The following is a 16,472-nucleotide window of genomic DNA, read 5'->3' as shown; positions in this document are numbered from 1 at the left end:
TTGGGGCTGATGCTGTAGCTGTGGGAGCGGCCTTGTGTCGCGATGGGCTGCAACGCAGCCCCGAAATCGCTCAGGCCCCCACAACTTCGGCACACTGCGCCTCCCGCTGCATCGACTCGAGGTTGCGCTCGATCGTCTCGCAAATGCTGTCCATCTGGATCTGGTGCTCACTGAAGCGAAACGGGCTCTGCAAATCCGTCCCGATCCGCTCGATGGCCAGCAGCATGAAGCCCACCACGGTCGAAGCCAGCGGCGTGAACCAGCCCAGCGACTCCACCAGCCCCACCGGCACGATCAGGCAGAACAAGGTAATGAACAGCCGCGGGAAGTACACGTAAGGGTAGGGCAGTGGCGTATTGGCAATTCGCTCCATGCCGCCCTGGGCGTTGGACAGGTCGACCAGCGTCGACTCCAGCCTTGCCAGGCGAATGCTGTCCAGCCGCCCGGCCTGGTATTCCCGCGCCAGCAGCGCCGCAGAGCCACTCAGAATGTCGTTGGCGAAGTTGTTCGAACGGTTGCGCCGCTCGAATTCCGCCGGCGGGATGAACGCCATCAGTTCATCCGGGCAGTGCTCACCTTTCAGGTGCGCCGCCAGGCAGTTCACGTAGGCGATATGCCGGCGCAGCAGGGTGGCCTTGACCGGGTTGAGGCCGTCATCCGGGTCATCGATCAAGGTCAGTGCCTGCCGTGCGAAGCTGCGCGAGCTGTTCACCAACGCCCCCCACAACGTGCGCGCCTCCCACCAGCGGTTGTAGGCGCTGCTGTTGCGAAAGCTCACCAGCACCACCAGCGCCGAGCCGAGCAGGGTCAACGGAATCAGCGGCAGGCTGAACTTGCTGTTGAAAAACAGCATGAAGTCGATGGTGACCAGCACATCCCAGATCAGCAGCCAGAACAGCGACCAGCCGATGTAGCCGATGGTTTTTACCACCAGGCGGTACTTGCGGGTGATGATGTCTTTCACACGGGGGTACCTCGAAACGCGGGGGATGCAGGATCGGACGTCGAGGGATGGGCATGGTTCGGTGTGGTTCGTCAGGGGTTGTTACCAGACATGTTCACTGTCAAGCGAGTAAGAAAAGGACTGCAAATTTTTAGGAGGGTGCGCTGTGTAGTACTTAACAGGGGGCTGTCACGCTCTTGTTGCCTGTTCAGGGGACGTCGATGCAAAAACTGATACCGTTTGACCTAATGGATTTGCTGAATAGCGAAGAAGCCATTCAAGAATATTTGCCTCAGGTTATGAGTGGTACTGATCATGCTGAAAGAGCCCGAGCCACTATTTACACAGAGGAAGCTCGGGCGAGAAATAAGCGGATTGTTGAATCACCCGCTTTATCTTTAAAACGCCAGCCACGTGACATTGCCGCATCCCCAATGCCGGACGGCACGAAGCCCAGCTGTGGATAAAACCTGAACCTGCGGTGTTTAGATAGAAGCACGACACCATTCTTCTGGTGCCGTGCTGCTGGTCATCGCATGCGGGTTTCGACGTCAAATCGGCGCTACTCCACCGGATCACTCACCGGCTTGGCAATGATGGCCTTGAGTTCGCTGGTCATCGGGAACTCCAGGTTCAAGCCTTTGGGCGGAATCGGTTGTTCGAACCAGCGCTGGTAGATGCCGTTGATTTCCCCGGAGCTGTACAGCTCGCCCAGCGCCGCGTTCACCAGGGCGAGGAACTGCGGGTCGTCCTTGCGCACCATGCAGCTGTAGATTTCCCGCGATTGCTCCTCCCCGACCACCACCCACTTGTGCGGGTCGCGGGCCTTGGCGCGTTCTCCGTAGAGCAGCGCATCGTCCATGTAGAACGCCGCCGCCCGACCGGACTGCAACATCTGGAAGGCTTCACCATGGTCCTTGGCACTGATGACGAACATGTCGACCTTGTGTTCGACGTTGTAGCTTTTCAGGTAGCGTTCGTTGGTGGTGCCGGCGGTGGTCACCACATTCTTGCCGCGCAGGTCGGCAAAACTGTTGATCCCGCTGTCTTTGGCCGTCAGCAGTTGGCCTTTGACGTAGATGAACCCGTAGGAAAACGCCACCTGCTTCTGTCGCTCTGCGGTAACGCCGGTCGAGCCGCACTCCAGGTCGACGGTACCGTTCTGCACCAGCGGAATGCGGGTTTGCGAGGTCACCAGGTTGTACTTCACCTTCAGCTGCGGCAACGCCAGCTTCTGCCGTACCCGCTCGACGATCTTGCTCGCCAGGTCTACCGAGTAGCCCATCGGCTGGCCGGAGTGGTCGCCCACGTAGGAGAACGGCACCGAAGCATCGCGATAGCCCAGGGTGATGCTGTTGGCTTTGGCGATCTTGCTTAACGTAGGGCCCAACGCTGCTTCATCGGCATGGGCCTGAGTGGCCAGCAAAAGGGCAAGGGTGCAGCCGATCAACGTGATTTTTTGCATTGTTGTTCTCCGTTGTGGGTAAGGGGGTCAGCGACGTGCGGCGATCACGGATATTTCCACCAACACCTGCGCACGCGCCAGTTCGGCCTGCAAGGTAGTGCGGCTCGGGGCCTGGCCGGGCGACAGCCAGGCGGACCATACTGCGTTCATCGCGGCGAAATCCTGGTCGATGTTTTTCAGGTAAATGGTTGCGCTGAGCAGGTGGTCCTTGTCGCTGCCGGCCTCGGCCAGCAAGGCGTCGATCTTTTCCAGTACCTGGGCAGTCTGGCCGCCGGCATCGGTGGCGTCGCCCGGCACCTGGCCGGAGAGAAACACCAGCTCGCCGAAGGTTACGGCGGCGGACAGGCGTGGGTTGGGCTGGATACGGACGATGGTCATCGGGTAGTCCTTTCAGGAGGTTCAGGGTTCAGGCCGCGCGGGGCGTGAAACCCTGCAGGTCGATGGCGGGGCGGCGCTGGCCGATCAGTTCACTGAGCAAGCGTGCGCTGGCGCAGGCCAGGGTGAAGCCAAGCGCACCATGGCCGAGGTTGAGCCACAGATTGCGATAGGCTGTTGCGCCCAGCAGCGGCACGCCGCTCGGGGTCGCCGGACGCATGCCGGCCCATTCGATGGCATGGTCGTAGTCACCGGCATTGGCGAAGGTTTCGCGGGCCTGGCGTTTGAGCAGCGCCAGGCGCTTGGGCGCCAGCGACGCGTCGAAGCCAACGATGTCGACCATCGCCGCCACGCGCAGCTGCTCACCGATACGGGCATAGACGATCTTGCGGTCGTAATCGGTGATGCTCAGGTCCGGTGCCCGGTGTTGTGTGCCGATCGGTACCGTCAGGCTATAACCCTTGAGCGGGTACAGCGGCAGGTCGACGCCCGGCAGGGCCAGCAAGGTACTGCGATGGCCGGCAGCGACCACCAGTCGCTCTACCGGCAGCACTTCGTCGCCCAGTTCGATTGCATTCACCGCGCCATGCGCATGGCGAATACCGGTCACCGCCTGGCCCAGGCGGAATTCGCAGCGTCCCGACGCCTGCAAGCGCGCGGCCAGTTGCTGGCAGAAAGCGTGGCAATCACCCACTTCTTCATCCGGCGTATGGATGGCGCCGACAAAGGGCGCCTGCGCCAGGGCCGGGTCCAGGCGGGCGCAGTCTGCGTGCGACAGCACCTGTTGTTGCTGGGGGGCGGCAAGGTTGTTGCGCGCATGGTCGAAGCTGCTGGCCTGGCGGAAGGTGACCAGCTTGCCATTGCGCCGCCAGTGGAAACCCTCCAGGCCATCTTCTTCACGCCAGGCCTGCAAGGTGGCCTGGCTCAACAGCGCCAGGCGCAACAGGTGGCCTGCATTGGCGCGGTTGACCGAGGAGCGGCAAGCCGCGAGGAAAGCAGCCATCCAGCGCCACTGCGCGGGGTCGAAGCGTGGGCGCAATTTCAGCGGCGAGTCACCGCGCAACATCCAGCCGATGGCTTGCAGCGGCACACCGGCGTCGGCCAGAGGCGCCACGTAGCGATAGGACAACTGGCCACCGTTGGCGAAGCTGGTTTCACTGCCCAGCGCGTCGCGAGCCTCGATCAGCGTCACATCGAAGCCGTCGCGCACCAGCGCATAAGCCGTTGCCAGGCCAATGACGCCGCCACCGATGATGCTTGCATGCTGAGCCATGTCAGTCCTTGAATCGTTGTTGGGACGAGGCCGAGGTTAGGGCCAGGTGACAGCTGGCGACAAATGAATAAAGATCGCTGAGCCATAAACAAAGGTTATGGATTTGCCATGCGCCTTCGCCATATCGAGATTTTCCAGGCTATCCGCCAGACCGGCTCGGTCAGCGGTGCCGCGCAGTTGCTGCACGTTTCCCAGCCTGCGGTGACCAAGGTGCTGCAACACGCCGAGCAGCAACTGGGCTTCCCGTTGTTCCTGCGTGTGCGCGGCAAGTTGCAGCCCACGCCCGAAGCGCTGGAGCTGGAGCGTGAGGTCGACAAGGTCACCGAGAGCCTGCAAGGGGTGCGACGCCTGGCGCAAAGCCTGCGCCGCAAGCCGGGCCACAGCCTGCGCATCGGCGCGACCCCGGCACTGGCGCTGTCGCTGCTGCCGCCGGCGATTCATGAATGGGTGCAGCGTTATCCGGACATCGCCTGCGAGCTGTCCAGTGCCCACAGCCGCGAACTGGTGCAGAACCTGCTGATGCGCGAAATCGACGTCGCGCTGACCCTGCAACAACCCGATCACCCCGCGCTCAGCGCCCAGGCGTTGGCCAGCGGTGTGTTGGTGGCGTTGGCACCGGCAGGCTATTGGCCGCTGGAGGATGAAGGCAAGCCGTTGCCGTTGACGGCGCTGGCCGATGCGCCCTTGATCGGGCTGTCCAGCGCCGACCCGCTGTCGGTCCGCCTCGACAGCTACCTGAAGGCGGTCGAACCGCCACCACGGGTGAGCATTGCGGTGCAGACCTATTCACTGGCCAGGGCGATGGTCGAGTCCGGCGCCGGGCTGGCAGTCATCGACCCGTTCACCGCACTTGGCGCATCACCCGGGGCCACCGCCATCCGCCCGCTGGCCCCGGCGTTGCCGATCACCCTGTATGCGGTGACCCGCACCGCTGAACCGCCACCGCATACCCTGCGCGAGCTGCTGGGCCTCTTCAGCAGCCGGGCGCAGGGGCAGCTGGATCGTTGGCGCTGATGGGAGGCTGAAATCGCAGGCACAAAAAAACCGACCATAAGGTCGGTTTTTCCGGATCTTGGTGCCCCGAGGGAGACTCGAACTCCCACTCCTTTCGAAAACGGATTTTGAATCCGCCGCGTCTACCAATTCCGCCATCAGGGCTTGTGGCGCGCAGTATAGAGAGGCGCCGCTGGTCGGTCAATCGGCTTTCATGGTCAATTTTCACGCATTGGGCTAAACTTCCCGGCCCTGCCGAACCGAACATCATCATGCGTGTCGCCGATTTTTCCTTCGAACTCCCTGATTCCCTGATCGCCCGCCACCCGTTGGCCGAGCGCCATGGCAGCCGTCTGCTGGTGCTCGATGGGCCAACCGGCGCGCTGGCGCACCGGCAATTTCCCGACCTGCTCGAGTACCTGCGCCCGGGCGACCTGATGGTGTTCAACAACACCCGGGTCATCCCGGCGCGCCTGTTCGGCCAGAAAGCTTCCGGCGGCAAGCTGGAAGTGCTGGTCGAGCGTGTGCTCGACAGCCACCGGGTGCTGGCGCATGTGCGTGCCAGCAAGGCGCCGAAAGAAGGCGCAGTGATCCTCATCGATGGCGGCGGCGAAGCCGAAATGGTCGCGCGCCATGACACGCTGTTCGAGCTGCGCTTCACCGAAGAGGTGTTGCCGCTGCTCGACCGTGTCGGCCATATGCCGCTGCCGCCTTACATCGACCGCCCCGACGAGGGCGCCGACCGTGAGCGCTACCAGACCGTGTACGCCCAGCGCGCCGGTGCGGTTGCCGCACCCACGGCGGGCCTGCACTTCGATGAAGCGCTGCTGGAAAAGATTGCCGGCAAAGGCGTCGAGCGGGCTTTCGTTACCTTGCACGTAGGGGCGGGCACCTTCCAGCCGGTGCGGGTCGACAAGATCGAAGACCACCACATGCATAAAGAGTGGCTCGAAGTGGGCCAGGATGTGGTCGATGCCATCGAAGCCTGCCGCGCCCGTGGCGGCCGGGTGATCGCCGTCGGCACCACCAGCGTGCGTTCGCTGGAAAGTGCGGCGCGCGATGGCGTGCTCAAGGCCTTCAGCGGCGACACCGACATCTTCATCTACCCAGGCCGGCCGTTCCATGTGGTCGACGCCCTGGTCACCAACTTCCACCTGCCCGAGTCCACGCTGCTGATGCTGGTCTCGGCGTTCGCCGGCTACCCCGAGACCATGGCCGCCTATGCGGCGGCGGTCGAGCAGGGGTACCGCTTCTTCAGTTACGGTGATGCCATGTTCATCACCCGCAATCCGGCGCCACGCGGGCCCGAGGATCAAGCATGAGTCGCACCTGTCGAATGTCCTTCGAACTGCTGGCCACCGACGGCAAGGCCCGTCGTGGTCGCATCACCTTCCCACGGGGCACCGTGGAAACCCCGGCGTTCATGCCGGTGGGCACCTATGGCACGGTCAAGGGCATGCTGCCACGCGATATCGAGGCCATCGGCGCCGAGATGATCCTCGGCAACACCTTCCACCTGTGGCTGCGCCCGGGCACCGAGGTGATCAAGAAGCACAACGGCCTGCACGACTTCATGCAGTGGAAAGGCCCGATCCTCACCGATTCCGGTGGTTTCCAGGTGTTCAGCCTGGGCGCCATGCGCAAGATCAAGGAAGAAGGCGTGACTTTCGCCTCGCCGGTCGATGGCGCCAAGGTGTTCATGGGCCCGGAAGAGTCGATGCAGGTCCAGCGTGACCTGGGCTCGGACGTGGTGATGATCTTCGACGAATGCACGCCGTACCCGGCCGAGCACGATGTCGCGCGGGCCTCCATGGAGCTGTCGCTGCGCTGGGCCCAGCGCTCGAAGAACGCCCACGCCGACAACACGGCGGCGCTGTTCGGTATCGTCCAGGGCGGTATGTACCAGGACCTGCGCATGCGCTCGCTGGAAGGCCTGGAAAACATCGGCTTCGACGGCCTGGCCATTGGCGGCCTGTCGGTGGGCGAACCCAAGCACGAGATGATCAAGGTGCTGGATTACCTGCCTGGCCAGATGCCTGCTGACAAACCTCGTTACCTTATGGGGGTAGGCAAACCGGAAGATCTCGTTGAGGGTGTGCGCCGCGGCGTCGACATGTTCGACTGCGTGATGCCGACGCGTAACGCGCGCAACGGTCATCTGTTCGTCGATACAGGGGTGATCAAGATCCGCAACGCGTTCCATCGCCACGATGATTCGCCGCTGGATCCGACCTGTGATTGCTACACCTGCAGCAACTTCTCGCGCGCCTATCTGCATCACCTGGACAAATGCGGTGAAATGCTGAGCAGCATGCTGAATACCATCCACAACTTGCGCCATTACCAGCGCTTGATGGCCGGTTTACGCGAGGCTATTCAACAAGGTAAATTGGCCGCCTTTGTCGACGCCTTCTACGCCAAGCGCGGGCTTCCCGTACCGCCTTTGGACTGACTGTCTGCATCCATTATTAGAAAATTACATTAGGAGTGCCCAATGAGCTTCTTGATCCCCGCCGCCTACGCGGACGCTGCAGCACCTGCCGCCGGCCCAGCCGGTACCGGCTTCGAGTGGATTTTCCTGGTCGGTTTCCTGGTCATCTTCTACCTGATGATCTGGCGCCCGCAGGCCAAGCGTGCCAAAGAGCAGAAGAACCTGCTGAGCAACTTGCAGAAGGGTGACGAAGTTGTCACCAACGGCGGTATCGCCGGCAAGATCGTCAAGGTTTCCGATGATTTCGTTGTGCTGGAAGTTTCCGACAGCGTCGAACTGAAGTTCCAGAAGGGTGCCATCGCGGCCACCCTGCCGAAAGGTACGCTCAAGGCTATCTGAGTTACCGGTTTTTCTTTCCAGTCGGGGCGCGCAACGCGCCCCGCGTCTTGAACGGGCGGCGTGATGCTGAACAAATACCCTCTGTGGAAATACGCACTGATCCTGGTGGTACTGGCGATCGGTTTTATTTATTCCGCTCCCAACCTCTATCCGGATGATCCGGCGGTGCAGATCAGCGGTGCCAGCTCGGCGCTGCAGGTTAACCAGGCCGACCTCGACCGCGTCAGCAAGGCGCTGGGCGATGCCAACATCGCCGTGAAGGGCGTGAGCCTGGGTGAGAAGGGCAGCGGGCTGATCCGCCTGACCAGTCAGGAAGACCAGCTGCCAGCCAAGGATGTAGTGCGCAAGGCACTGGGCGATGATTACGTCGTGGCCCTGAACCTGGCCCAGACTACCCCGCAATGGTTGCGCAACCTGGGTGCAAGCCCGATGAAGCTGGGCCTGGACCTGTCCGGTGGTGTGCACTTCCTGCTGGAAGTGGACATGGACAAGGCCATGAGTGCCCGCATGAAAGTCTACGAAGGCGAGGTCAAGACCTTGCTGCGCAAAGAGCGCATCCGCTACCGCAGCCTGCCTCAGCAGGATGGCGGCATCATGCTGGGCTTCGCTGACGATGCTACCCGCGAGCAGGCACGTGCCCTGATCCGCAAGAATTTCAATGATTTCGACCTGACCACCACCGAGCGTAACGAGCTGGCGGTGCTGCGTCTGGCGCTGACCCAGGCGAAAGTCGCCGAGATCCGCGAATACTCGATCAAGCAGAACCTCACCACCGTCCGCAACCGTGTCAACGAGCTGGGCGTGGCCGAGCCGCTGGTCCAGCGCCAGGGCGCCAACCGTATCGTGGTCGAGCTGCCAGGCGTGCAGGACACTGCCGAAGCCAAGCGTATTCTCGGCAAAACCGCCAACCTGGAGTTCCGTTTCGGTGCTGAGCCTGGCGCGTCCAAGGCCACCACCGAGGTGTTCGAGTTCCGTGAAGGCGGCCGTTCCGCCGCTGTCGAGCGCGGCCTGATCATCACCGGTGACCAGGTGACCGACGCCCAGGCCAGCTTCGACGAGCAGGGCCGCCCGCAGGTGAACATCCGCCTGGATGGCCACGGCGGCGAGCTGATGACCCGTGCCACCCGCAGCAACGTCGGCCGCAGCATGGCGGTGATCTTCATCGAGCAGAAGCCGATCACCCGCTACGTCAAGCAGACCGTCGATGGCGTCGAGAAGGACGTTGCCGTACAGAGCTTCCAGGAAGAGAAGAAGATCATCAGCCTGGCGACCATCCAGTCGCCACTGGGCAGCCAGTTCCGCATCACCGGCCTGAACGGCCAGGGCGAATCGTCTGAACTGGCCCTGCTGCTGCGTGCCGGTGGCCTGGCTGCACCGATGTACTTCGCTGAAGAACGTACCATCGGCCCAAGCCTGGGTGCCGACAACATCACCAAGGGTATCGATGCGTCGCTGTGGGGGATGCTGTTCGTCTCGCTGTTCATCATCGCCATCTACCGCGCCTTCGGTGTGATCGCCACCATCGCCCTGGCGGGCAACATGGTCCTGCTGCTGGCGCTGATGTCGCTGCTGGGCGCCACCCTGACCCTGCCGGGTATTGCCGGTATCGTGTTGACCATGGGTATGGCGGTGGACGCCAACGTGCTGATCTTCTCGCGTATTCGCGAAGAGCTGAACGCCGGCATGTCGGTGCAGCGCGCCATCCACGAAGGCTTCAACCGCGCCTACACCGCGATCATCGACGCCAACCTGACAAGCCTGCTGGTCGGCGGCATCCTGTTCGCCATGGGAACCGGCCCGGTCAAGGGCTTTGCGGTCACCATGTCCCTCGGGATTTTCACCTCGATGTTCACCGCCGTCATGGTGACCCGTGCAATGGTCAACCTGACCTGCGGCGGGCGTGACATCAAGAAGCTGTGGGTTTGAGGGAGCTGCGATGAAAACCATCAATTTCATGGGCGTGCGCAATGTCGCGTTCGCCATTACCGTGCTCCTCACCGTGCTGGCGCTGTTCAGCTGGTGGCAGAAGGGCCTGAACTTCGGCCTGGACTTCACCGGCGGTACGCTGATCGAGCTGACCTACGAGCGCCCGGCCGACCTCAAGGCGGTGCGTGCCGAGCTGGTCAATTCCGGCTTCCACGAGGCGGTGGTGCAGAGCTTCGGCGCCACTACCGACTTGCTGGTGCGCATGCCGGGCGATGACCCGCAGCTGGGCAACAAGGTGGCTGAAGCCCTGCAGAGGGCTGGCGGCGACAACCCGGCCAAGGTCAAGCGTGTCGAGTTCGTCGGGCCGCAGGTGGGTGAAGAACTGCGCGACCAGGGTGGCATGGGCATGCTCCTGGCACTGGGCGGCATCCTCATCTACCTGGCCTTCCGCTTCCAGTGGAAGTTCGCCGTGGGCGCGATCGTTTCGCTGATCCACGACGTGGTGGTGACCCTGGGTATCCTGTCGTTCTTCCAGATCACCTTCGACCTGACGGTACTGGCGGCAGTGCTGGCGATCATCGGCTACTCGCTGAACGACACCATCGTCGTGTTCGACCGGGTGCGCGAGAACTTCCGCGTCATGCGCAAGGCCTCGCTGATCGAGAACATCAACGTTTCCACCACCCAGACCCTGCTGCGCACCATCGCCACCTCGGTTTCGACCTTGCTGGCCATCGCCGCGCTGCTGTTCTTCGGTGGTGACAACCTGTTCGGTTTCTCGCTGGCGCTGTTCATCGGCGTCATGGCCGGTACCTACTCGTCGATCTACATCGCCAACGTGGTACTGATCTGGCTGAACCTGAGCAGCGAAGACCTGATTCCGCCGGCCAAGACCGACGGTGTGGACGACCGTCCGTAAGGCTTGCCTCACGCCGTTTGGCGGCAACCAAGGCGCAAGTGTTGAACTTGCGCCTTTTTTTTTGCTCCAAGGCTGGGAGAAGGCGGGTCGGACCCGCGGGTTGTGATCAGGAGGTTCATGTGAACAAATCAATGCTGGTGGGTGCGGTACTGGGTGCTGTCGGTGTGACTGCCGGAGGTGCTGTCGCGACCTACAGCTTGGTCAACAAGGGGCCTGAATATGCGCAGGTCACCGACGTGCAACCGATCAAACAGCAGGTGAAAACCCCTCGTGAGGTGTGCAAGGACGTCGCCGTGACGCGGCAGGCGCCGGTCAAAGACCAGCACCAGATCGCCGGCACCGTAGTGGGTGCCATTGCCGGTGGCCTGCTTGGTAACCAGATCGGTGGTGGCACCGGCAAGAAGATCGCCACCGTAGCCGGTGCGGTGGGTGGTGGTTATGCCGGTAACAAGGTGCAGGAAGGCATGCAGGAGCGTGACACCTACACCACCACGCAAACCCGCTGCAATACGGTCAACGACATCAGTGAGAAAGTGGTCGGCTACAACGTCAAGTACACCCTTGGCGACCAGGTAGGGCAGGTGAAGATGGACCGCGAGCCCGGGTCGACCATTCCGGTGGACAAGAATGGCAAGCTGATCCTGAGTGAAGCCGGCCAGTAATTTGAGTTGCCTGTACCGGCCTCTTCGCGGGTGAACCCGCTCCCACAGTGATCGCACAATCCTGTGGGAGCGGGTTTCCCCGCGAAGAGGCCGGTACAGGCAATGCAAAACTGTCAGGCACAAAAAAGCACCCCGAGGGGCCCCCGAGGGGTGCTTTTCTGTTTGCCGGCAATCCGCGCTTAGCGCTTCATGTTTTCTGGCAGGTGCGGCTGGATGGCCGTCAGCACAGCCTTGAAGCACTTGATGTTGCCCGCAACGATGTGGCCCTTCTCGAGGAAGTCGTGGCCACCGTTGAAGTCGCTCACCAAGCCGCCCGCTTCCTGGATCAGCAGCACGCCGGCGGCCATGTCCCATTCGGACAGGCCCGACTCCCAGAAGGCGTCGAAACGGCCAGCGGCGACGTAGGCCAGGTCCAGGCTGGCGGAACCGGCGCGACGGATGCCGGCGGTCTGGCCGGTCAGGGCGCGGAACATGCCCAGGTAGTTGTCCAGTTCGGCCATCTGGCTGTCACGGAACGGGAAGCCGGTGCCCAGCAGGGCGCCTTCCAGGCTGGTGCGCGAGCTTACACGCAGGCGGCGGCCGTTGAGTTGGGCGCCACGGCCACGGCTGGCGGTGAATTCTTCCTGGCGAACCGGGTCGACGATGACGGCGTGTTCAAGGCGGCCACGGTATTTGCAGGCGATGCTGACCGCGAAGTGGGGGATGCCGCGCAAGAAGTTGGTGGTGCCGTCCAGCGGGTCGATGATCCACAGGTAGTCCTTGCCTTCTTCGCCGCTACCCGCGTGCAGGCCGGTTTCCTCGCCCTGGATGGAGTGGTTCGGGTAGGCCTTGCGCAGGGCATTGACGATGCTCTGCTCGGCGGCGCGATCGACTTCGGAAACGTAATCCTTGGCCTCTTTCTCATCGACCTTGATGCTATCCAGGCGTTCGATGGAGCGGAAAATCAGTTCACTGGCGCTGCGAGCGGCGCGCAGGGCGATATTCAGCATAGGCTGCATGGGCGGGTCACCTGGAGATGTTAAAGAAGAAAGCCGATCATTCTAACAGAAAAGTTTGGCGGCAGAAGTGTCACATTTGCTTTCATGGCGTTACGTCTGTCGGTTCTGTAAGATCGAAGCCCCTGATTCCTGCATCTGTGAGCACAACACCTTGCTGCAAAATATTCGTGTTGTTCTGGTCAATACCAGCCACCCCGGCAACATCGGCGGCGCTGCACGAGCCATGAAAAACATGGGCTTGTCGCGTCTGGTGCTGGTGCAGCCGAAAGAGTTCCCAGCCGTGGATGCCAGTGCACGCGCCTCGGGCGCCGACGATGTGCTGGACAACGCCCAGGTGGTCGACAGCCTCGAGCAGGCGCTGGTCGGCTGCAACCTGGTGATGGGCACCAGCGCCCGCGAGCGGAGCATCCCCTGGCCGCTGATCGGCCCGCGCGAATGCGGGGCCAAGGCGGTGGAGCATGCCAACGGTGGCGAGGAAATCGCCCTGGTGTTCGGCCGCGAACACGCCGGCCTGACCAACGAAGAACTGCAGCGATGTCACTTCCACGTGCACATTCCCTCCAACCCCGACTTCAGCTCGCTGAACCTGGCGGCCGCTGTCCAAGTGCTCTCTTACGAGGTGCGCATGGCCTGGCTGGCCGCTGGTGAGGCGCCGGGCAAGGTCGAGAAGGTTGACGCCAGCGAGCTGGCGACCATGGACGAAATGGAGCTGTTCTACGACCACCTGGAAAAGACCCTGGTCGGCATCGGCTTCCTCGACCCCGACAAGCCCAAGCACCTGATGCCGCGCCTGCGCCGGCTGTATGGGCGGGTCGCGGTAGAACGTTCGGAAATGAGCATTTTGCGCGGCATCCTTACCGAGACCCAGAAAGTGGTCCGGGGCGAGCCGCATAAACGGAAGGACTGACAGATGTTCGAACGCCTGCGTGAAGATATTCAAAGCGTATTCCATCGTGACCCGGCCGCGCGCAACGCCTTCGAGGTGCTGACCTGCTACCCGGGCATGCACGCCATCTGGCTGCACCGCCTGGGCAATGCCCTGTGGAAGCGCGACTTCAAGTGGCTGGCGCGCCTGGTATCGAACTTCGGGCGCTGGCTGACCGGTATCGAGATCCACCCCGGCGCCACCATCGGTCGACGTTTCTTCATTGACCATGGCATGGGCATCGTCATCGGCGAAACCGCCGAGATCGGCGACGATGTCACCCTTTACCAGGGCGTGACCCTGGGCGGCACCAGCTGGAACAAGGGCAAGCGCCACCCCACCCTGGAAAACGGTGTGGTGGTCGGGGCAGGGGCCAAGGTGCTGGGCCCGTTCACCGTCGGTGCCGGCGCCAAGATCGGTTCCAATGCGGTGGTGACCAAGGCGGTACCGGCCGGCGCCACGGCGGTAGGCATCCCGGGGCGAATCATCGTCAAGAGCGAAGATGACGGTATCGAGGCCAAGCGCAAGGCCATGGCGGAAAAGATCGGTTTCGATGCCTATGGTGTCAGCGGCGACATGCCCGACCCGGTGGCGCGTGCCATTGGCCAGATGCTCGACCACCTGCAGGCAGTCGACGAGCGGCTGGAGGGCATGTGCGGCGCCCTGACCAGGATGGGTAGCGATTACTGTGCCAAGGAGTTGCCGGCGCTGCCGGAGGATGACTTCAAGGAAGTGGCGCAGGTGGCCCAGCGCGACACCCAGTCGCATTGATTGCGCCGCGCTGAAGGCCCGGTGACATACGGGGCGTGTGCTCACGCCCCTCGTCTGCTACAATCGCGCCCGCCTCCCGGATGCAAACCCGACTAAAGCACTAGGTCTAATAGTTGACTTAAATGCTCGGGAATCGCATACTCGCTCACATCCTGTAACTCCCGTGGTACCCAATAGCCATGCGACTGACTACCAAAGGCCGATACGCCGTGACCGCCATGCTCGACCTGGCGTTGCACGCGCAGCATGGGCCGGTGTCTTTGGCCGACATTTCCGAGCGCCAGGGCATTTCCCTTTCTTATCTGGAACAGCTGTTCGCCAAGCTGCGCCGCAGCAGCCTGGTCTCCAGCGTGCGTGGTCCAGGCGGTGGCTACCAGCTGTCGCGGGGTATGGAAACCATCCAGGTGGCCCAGGTCATCGACGCGGTCAACGAATCGGTCGATGCCACCCGTTGTCAGGGCCTCGGGGACTGCCATGCCGGTGACACCTGCCTGACCCACCACCTGTGGTGCGACCTCAGCCAGCAGATCCATGAATTCCTCAGCGGCATCAGCCTGGCCGACCTCGTCATGCGCCGCGAGGTGCAGGAAGTCGCCCAGCGCCAGGACCTGCGTCGTTTCGCCGGCCGGGCCGCCCAGCTGGACAAGATTGAGACGTCTGCCGTCGATTGAGCCCTCCGGGACGACGAGCGACGCCACCGCCTGATAGGAGAGACAAATGAAGTTGCCGATCTACCTCGATTACTCCGCGACCACTCCGGTCGACCCACGCGTGGCCCAGAAAATGGCCGACTGCCTGCTGGTCGACGGAAACTTCGGTAACCCGGCTTCGCGCTCCCACGTCTTTGGCTGGAAAGCCGAAGAAGCGGTCGAGAACGGTCGTCGCCAGGTTGCCGAGCTGATCAACGCCGATCCGCGCGAAATCGTCTGGACCAGCGGTGCCACCGAGTCCGACAACCTCGCACTGAAAGGCGTCGCGCACTTCTATCAGACCAAGGGCAAGCACATCATCACCTCCAAGATCGAGCACAAGGCGGTCCTCGACACCGCTCGCCAGCTGGAGCGTGAAGGTTTCGAAGTCACCTACCTCGAGCCAGGCGAAGACGGTATCGTCACCCCGGCCATGGTCGAGGCGGTGCTGCGCGATGACACCATCCTGGTGTCGCTGATGCACGTGAACAACGAAGTCGGCTCGATCAACGACATCGCTGCCATCGGTGAGCTGACCCGCTCGCGTGGCGTGCTGTTCCATGTCGATGCCGCCCAGTCGGCCGGCAAGGTCGAGATCGACCTGCAAAAGCTCAAGGTCGACCTGATGTCGTTCTCGGCGCACAAGGTCTACGGCCCGAAAGGCATCGGCGCGCTGTACGTCAGCCGCAAGCCGCGGGTACGCCTGGAAGCCATCATTCACGGCGGTGGCCATGAGCGCGGCATGCGTTCGGGTACCCTGCCGACTCACCAGATCGTCGGCATGGGCGAAGCCTTCGCCATCGCCAAGCAGGAAATGGCCGCCGAGAACGTGCGCATCAAGGCCCTGAGCGACCGCTTCTTCAAGCAGGTCTCGGACCTCGAAGAGCTGTACGTCAACGGCAGCAAGACTGCCCGCGTGCCGCACAACCTGAACCTGAGCTTCAACTACGTCGAAGGCGAATCGCTGCTGATGTCGCTGAAGGACATCGCCGTATCGTCCGGTTCGGCCTGCACCTCCGCTTCGCTCGAGCCGTCCTACGTGCTGCGCGCCCTGGGCCGCAACGACGAACTGGCGCACAGCTCGATCCGCTTCTCCTTCGGCCGCTTCACCAGCGAAGAAGAGGTCGACTACGCCGCGCAGAAAGTCTGCGAGGCAGTGAACAAACTGCGTGAGCTGTCGCCGCTGTGGGACATGTACAAAGACGGCGTTGACATCTCCAAGATCGAGTGGGCCGCCCACTAAGCAGTCGCCGGCAAGAGCGGCTCCCTGATGAGGAAGGAATTACACCATGGCATACAGTGAAAAGGTCATCGACCACTACGAAAACCCGCGCAACGTCGGCAAGATGAATGCCGAAGACCCGGACGTCGGTACCGGCATGGTCGGCGCCCCGGCGTGCGGCGACGTGATGCGCCTGCAGATCAAGGTCAACGAGCAGGGCGTGATCGAAGACGCCAAGTTCAAGACCTACGGCTGCGGTTCGGCCATCGCTTCCAGCTCCCTCGCCACCGAGTGGATGAAGGGCAAGACCCTGGACGAAGCCGAAACCATCAAGAACACCCAGCTGGCCGAAGAACTGGCGTTGCCGCCGGTCAAGATCCACTGCTCGGTACTCGCCGAGGATGCCATCAAGGCAGCCGTACGCGATTACAAGCAGAAGAAAGGCTTGATCTAAGTCGCCTGTTGCGAGGTAAGGAGTCCA

Annotated in this window: 18 protein-coding genes and 1 tRNA gene; 13 read left to right on the top strand and 6 right to left on the bottom strand. The window is 62.5% G+C overall.

The annotated features are described in order from the left end of the window. Positions 1-70 precede the first annotated feature (70 nt). On the bottom strand, positions 71-964 hold the full coding sequence (locus C6A77_RS01825; RefSeq protein WP_114167772.1) for a bestrophin family ion channel: 894 nt from the start codon (positions 962-964) through the stop codon (positions 71-73). Between the two features lie 200 nt (positions 965-1,164). Between C6A77_RS01825 and C6A77_RS25245 the strand changes: the two genes are divergently transcribed. Continuing rightward, entirely contained in the window at positions 1,165-1,410 is a 246-nt protein-coding gene (locus C6A77_RS25245) for a transcriptional regulator (RefSeq protein WP_133295859.1), read from the top strand. A 95-nt stretch (positions 1,411-1,505) separates the two neighbouring features. Here C6A77_RS25245 and C6A77_RS01820 read toward each other — a convergent pair whose 3' ends face one another. From C6A77_RS01820 to C6A77_RS01810, 3 genes are read right to left on the bottom strand one after another with little or no spacing between them, the layout of a single operon-like run. Next, a complete protein-coding gene (locus C6A77_RS01820; protein ID WP_114167771.1) occupies positions 1,506-2,408 on the bottom strand; it encodes a transporter substrate-binding domain-containing protein in 903 nt (300 codons plus the stop codon). A gap of 27 nt (positions 2,409-2,435) precedes the next feature. After that, complete coding sequence (locus C6A77_RS01815; RefSeq protein WP_114167770.1) at positions 2,436-2,786, bottom strand: RidA family protein; 351 nt, start codon at positions 2,784-2,786, stop codon at positions 2,436-2,438. A 28-nt stretch (positions 2,787-2,814) separates the two neighbouring features. Beyond that, on the bottom strand, positions 2,815-4,056 hold the full coding sequence (locus C6A77_RS01810) for a D-amino acid dehydrogenase (RefSeq protein ID WP_114167769.1): 1,242 nt from the start codon (positions 4,054-4,056) through the stop codon (positions 2,815-2,817). Between the two features lie 108 nt (positions 4,057-4,164). On the opposite strand from C6A77_RS01810, the gene C6A77_RS01805 reads away from it, so the two are divergent. After that, positions 4,165-5,070, top strand: a complete 906-nt coding sequence (locus tag C6A77_RS01805) for a LysR substrate-binding domain-containing protein (RefSeq protein ID WP_114167768.1) — start codon at positions 4,165-4,167, stop codon at positions 5,068-5,070. A gap of 59 nt (positions 5,071-5,129) precedes the next feature. Here the strand turns inward: C6A77_RS01805 and C6A77_RS01800 are convergent. Next, positions 5,130-5,214: transfer RNA gene (locus C6A77_RS01800), tRNA-Leu, on the bottom strand. Between the two features lie 107 nt (positions 5,215-5,321). On the opposite strand from C6A77_RS01800, the gene queA reads away from it, so the two are divergent. The 6 genes from queA to C6A77_RS01770 all read left to right on the top strand — a co-directional run bounded on the left by queA (position 5,322) and on the right by C6A77_RS01770 (position 11,386). Further along, entirely contained in the window at positions 5,322-6,371 is a 1,050-nt protein-coding gene (queA, locus tag C6A77_RS01795) for a tRNA preQ1(34) S-adenosylmethionine ribosyltransferase-isomerase QueA (protein WP_114167767.1), read from the top strand. A gap of 14 nt (positions 6,372-6,385) precedes the next feature. Further along, complete coding sequence (gene tgt / locus C6A77_RS01790; RefSeq protein WP_161959640.1) at positions 6,386-7,501, top strand: tRNA guanosine(34) transglycosylase Tgt; 1,116 nt, start codon at positions 6,386-6,388, stop codon at positions 7,499-7,501. A gap of 42 nt (positions 7,502-7,543) precedes the next feature. Further along, positions 7,544-7,879: a preprotein translocase subunit YajC gene (yajC, locus tag C6A77_RS01785; protein WP_085623861.1), complete on the top strand. Its 336-nt coding sequence runs from the start codon at positions 7,544-7,546 to the stop codon at positions 7,877-7,879. Between the two features lie 63 nt (positions 7,880-7,942). Further along, positions 7,943-9,805, top strand: coding sequence for a protein translocase subunit SecD (secD, locus tag C6A77_RS01780; protein WP_114167765.1), 1,863 nt, complete (start codon positions 7,943-7,945; stop codon positions 9,803-9,805). Between the two features lie 10 nt (positions 9,806-9,815). Further along, positions 9,816-10,724, top strand: a complete 909-nt coding sequence (secF, locus tag C6A77_RS01775) for a protein translocase subunit SecF (RefSeq protein ID WP_114167764.1) — start codon at positions 9,816-9,818, stop codon at positions 10,722-10,724. Positions 10,725-10,843: 119 nt separating this feature from the next. After that, positions 10,844-11,386 (top strand): glycine zipper 2TM domain-containing protein, encoded by a 543-nt coding sequence (locus C6A77_RS01770; protein ID WP_114167763.1) that lies wholly within the window; start codon positions 10,844-10,846, stop codon positions 11,384-11,386. 179 nt (positions 11,387-11,565) lie between these two features. Here the strand turns inward: C6A77_RS01770 and suhB are convergent, their stop codons facing one another. Beyond that, positions 11,566-12,384 carry an inositol-phosphate phosphatase gene (suhB, locus tag C6A77_RS01760; RefSeq protein ID WP_114167761.1) on the bottom strand — a complete coding sequence of 273 codons (819 nt, stop codon included), beginning with the start codon at positions 12,382-12,384 and terminating at the stop codon, positions 11,566-11,568. Positions 12,385-12,535: 151 nt separating this feature from the next. Here suhB and trmJ point away from each other — a divergent pair, with 151 nt between their 5' ends. The 5 genes from trmJ (at position 12,536) to iscU (ending at position 16,445) form a co-directional block, all read left to right on the top strand. Further along, positions 12,536-13,291 (top strand): tRNA (cytosine(32)/uridine(32)-2'-O)-methyltransferase TrmJ, encoded by a 756-nt coding sequence (gene trmJ / locus C6A77_RS01755; protein WP_114167760.1) that lies wholly within the window; start codon positions 12,536-12,538, stop codon positions 13,289-13,291. A 3-nt stretch (positions 13,292-13,294) separates the two neighbouring features. Then, complete coding sequence (gene cysE, locus C6A77_RS01750; protein ID WP_114167759.1) at positions 13,295-14,080, top strand: serine O-acetyltransferase; 786 nt, start codon at positions 13,295-13,297, stop codon at positions 14,078-14,080. Between the two features lie 179 nt (positions 14,081-14,259). Then, positions 14,260-14,751, top strand: coding sequence for a Fe-S cluster assembly transcriptional regulator IscR (iscR, locus tag C6A77_RS01745; RefSeq protein WP_114167758.1), 492 nt, complete (start codon positions 14,260-14,262; stop codon positions 14,749-14,751). 46 nt (positions 14,752-14,797) lie between these two features. Next, the gene (locus tag C6A77_RS01740; protein WP_114167757.1) at positions 14,798-16,012 is read left to right on the top strand and encodes an IscS subfamily cysteine desulfurase; all 1,215 of its coding nucleotides are present in this window, start codon (positions 14,798-14,800) and stop codon (positions 16,010-16,012) included. 46 nt (positions 16,013-16,058) lie between these two features. Then, positions 16,059-16,445: a Fe-S cluster assembly scaffold IscU gene (gene iscU / locus C6A77_RS01735; RefSeq protein ID WP_003248539.1), complete on the top strand. Its 387-nt coding sequence runs from the start codon at positions 16,059-16,061 to the stop codon at positions 16,443-16,445. Positions 16,446-16,472 lie beyond the last annotated feature (27 nt).

The sequence above is a fragment of the Pseudomonas sp. AFG_SD02_1510_Pfu_092 genome (genome assembly GCF_003331055.1).
Taxonomy (GTDB): Bacteria; Pseudomonadota; Gammaproteobacteria; order Pseudomonadales; family Pseudomonadaceae; genus Aquipseudomonas.
Note: the sequence above shows the minus strand (reverse complement) of the source record. Positions and strands in the feature narration are given on the sequence as shown.

Coding starts and splice junctions, on each gene's coding strand:
- secD (WP_114167765.1), top strand. CDS start 7,943: ATGCTGAACAAATACCCTCTGTGGAAATACGCACTGATCCTGGTGGTA.
- C6A77_RS01805 (WP_114167768.1), top strand. CDS start 4,165: ATGCGCCTTCGCCATATCGAGATTTTCCAGGCTATCCGCCAGACCGGC.
- yajC (WP_085623861.1), top strand. CDS start 7,544: ATGAGCTTCTTGATCCCCGCCGCCTACGCGGACGCTGCAGCACCTGCC.
- queA (WP_114167767.1), top strand. CDS start 5,322: ATGCGTGTCGCCGATTTTTCCTTCGAACTCCCTGATTCCCTGATCGCC.
- C6A77_RS01740 (WP_114167757.1), top strand. CDS start 14,798: ATGAAGTTGCCGATCTACCTCGATTACTCCGCGACCACTCCGGTCGAC.
- iscR (WP_114167758.1), top strand. CDS start 14,260: ATGCGACTGACTACCAAAGGCCGATACGCCGTGACCGCCATGCTCGAC.
- tgt (WP_161959640.1), top strand. CDS start 6,386: ATGTCCTTCGAACTGCTGGCCACCGACGGCAAGGCCCGTCGTGGTCGC.
- C6A77_RS01820 (WP_114167771.1), bottom strand. CDS start 2,408: ATGCAAAAAATCACGTTGATCGGCTGCACCCTTGCCCTTTTGCTGGCC.
- C6A77_RS01815 (WP_114167770.1), bottom strand. CDS start 2,786: ATGACCATCGTCCGTATCCAGCCCAACCCACGCCTGTCCGCCGCCGTA.
- cysE (WP_114167759.1), top strand. CDS start 13,295: ATGTTCGAACGCCTGCGTGAAGATATTCAAAGCGTATTCCATCGTGAC.
- iscU (WP_003248539.1), top strand. CDS start 16,059: ATGGCATACAGTGAAAAGGTCATCGACCACTACGAAAACCCGCGCAAC.
- secF (WP_114167764.1), top strand. CDS start 9,816: ATGAAAACCATCAATTTCATGGGCGTGCGCAATGTCGCGTTCGCCATT.
- C6A77_RS25245 (WP_133295859.1), top strand. CDS start 1,165: ATGCAAAAACTGATACCGTTTGACCTAATGGATTTGCTGAATAGCGAA.
- C6A77_RS01810 (WP_114167769.1), bottom strand. CDS start 4,056: ATGGCTCAGCATGCAAGCATCATCGGTGGCGGCGTCATTGGCCTGGCA.
- suhB (WP_114167761.1), bottom strand. CDS start 12,384: ATGCAGCCTATGCTGAATATCGCCCTGCGCGCCGCTCGCAGCGCCAGT.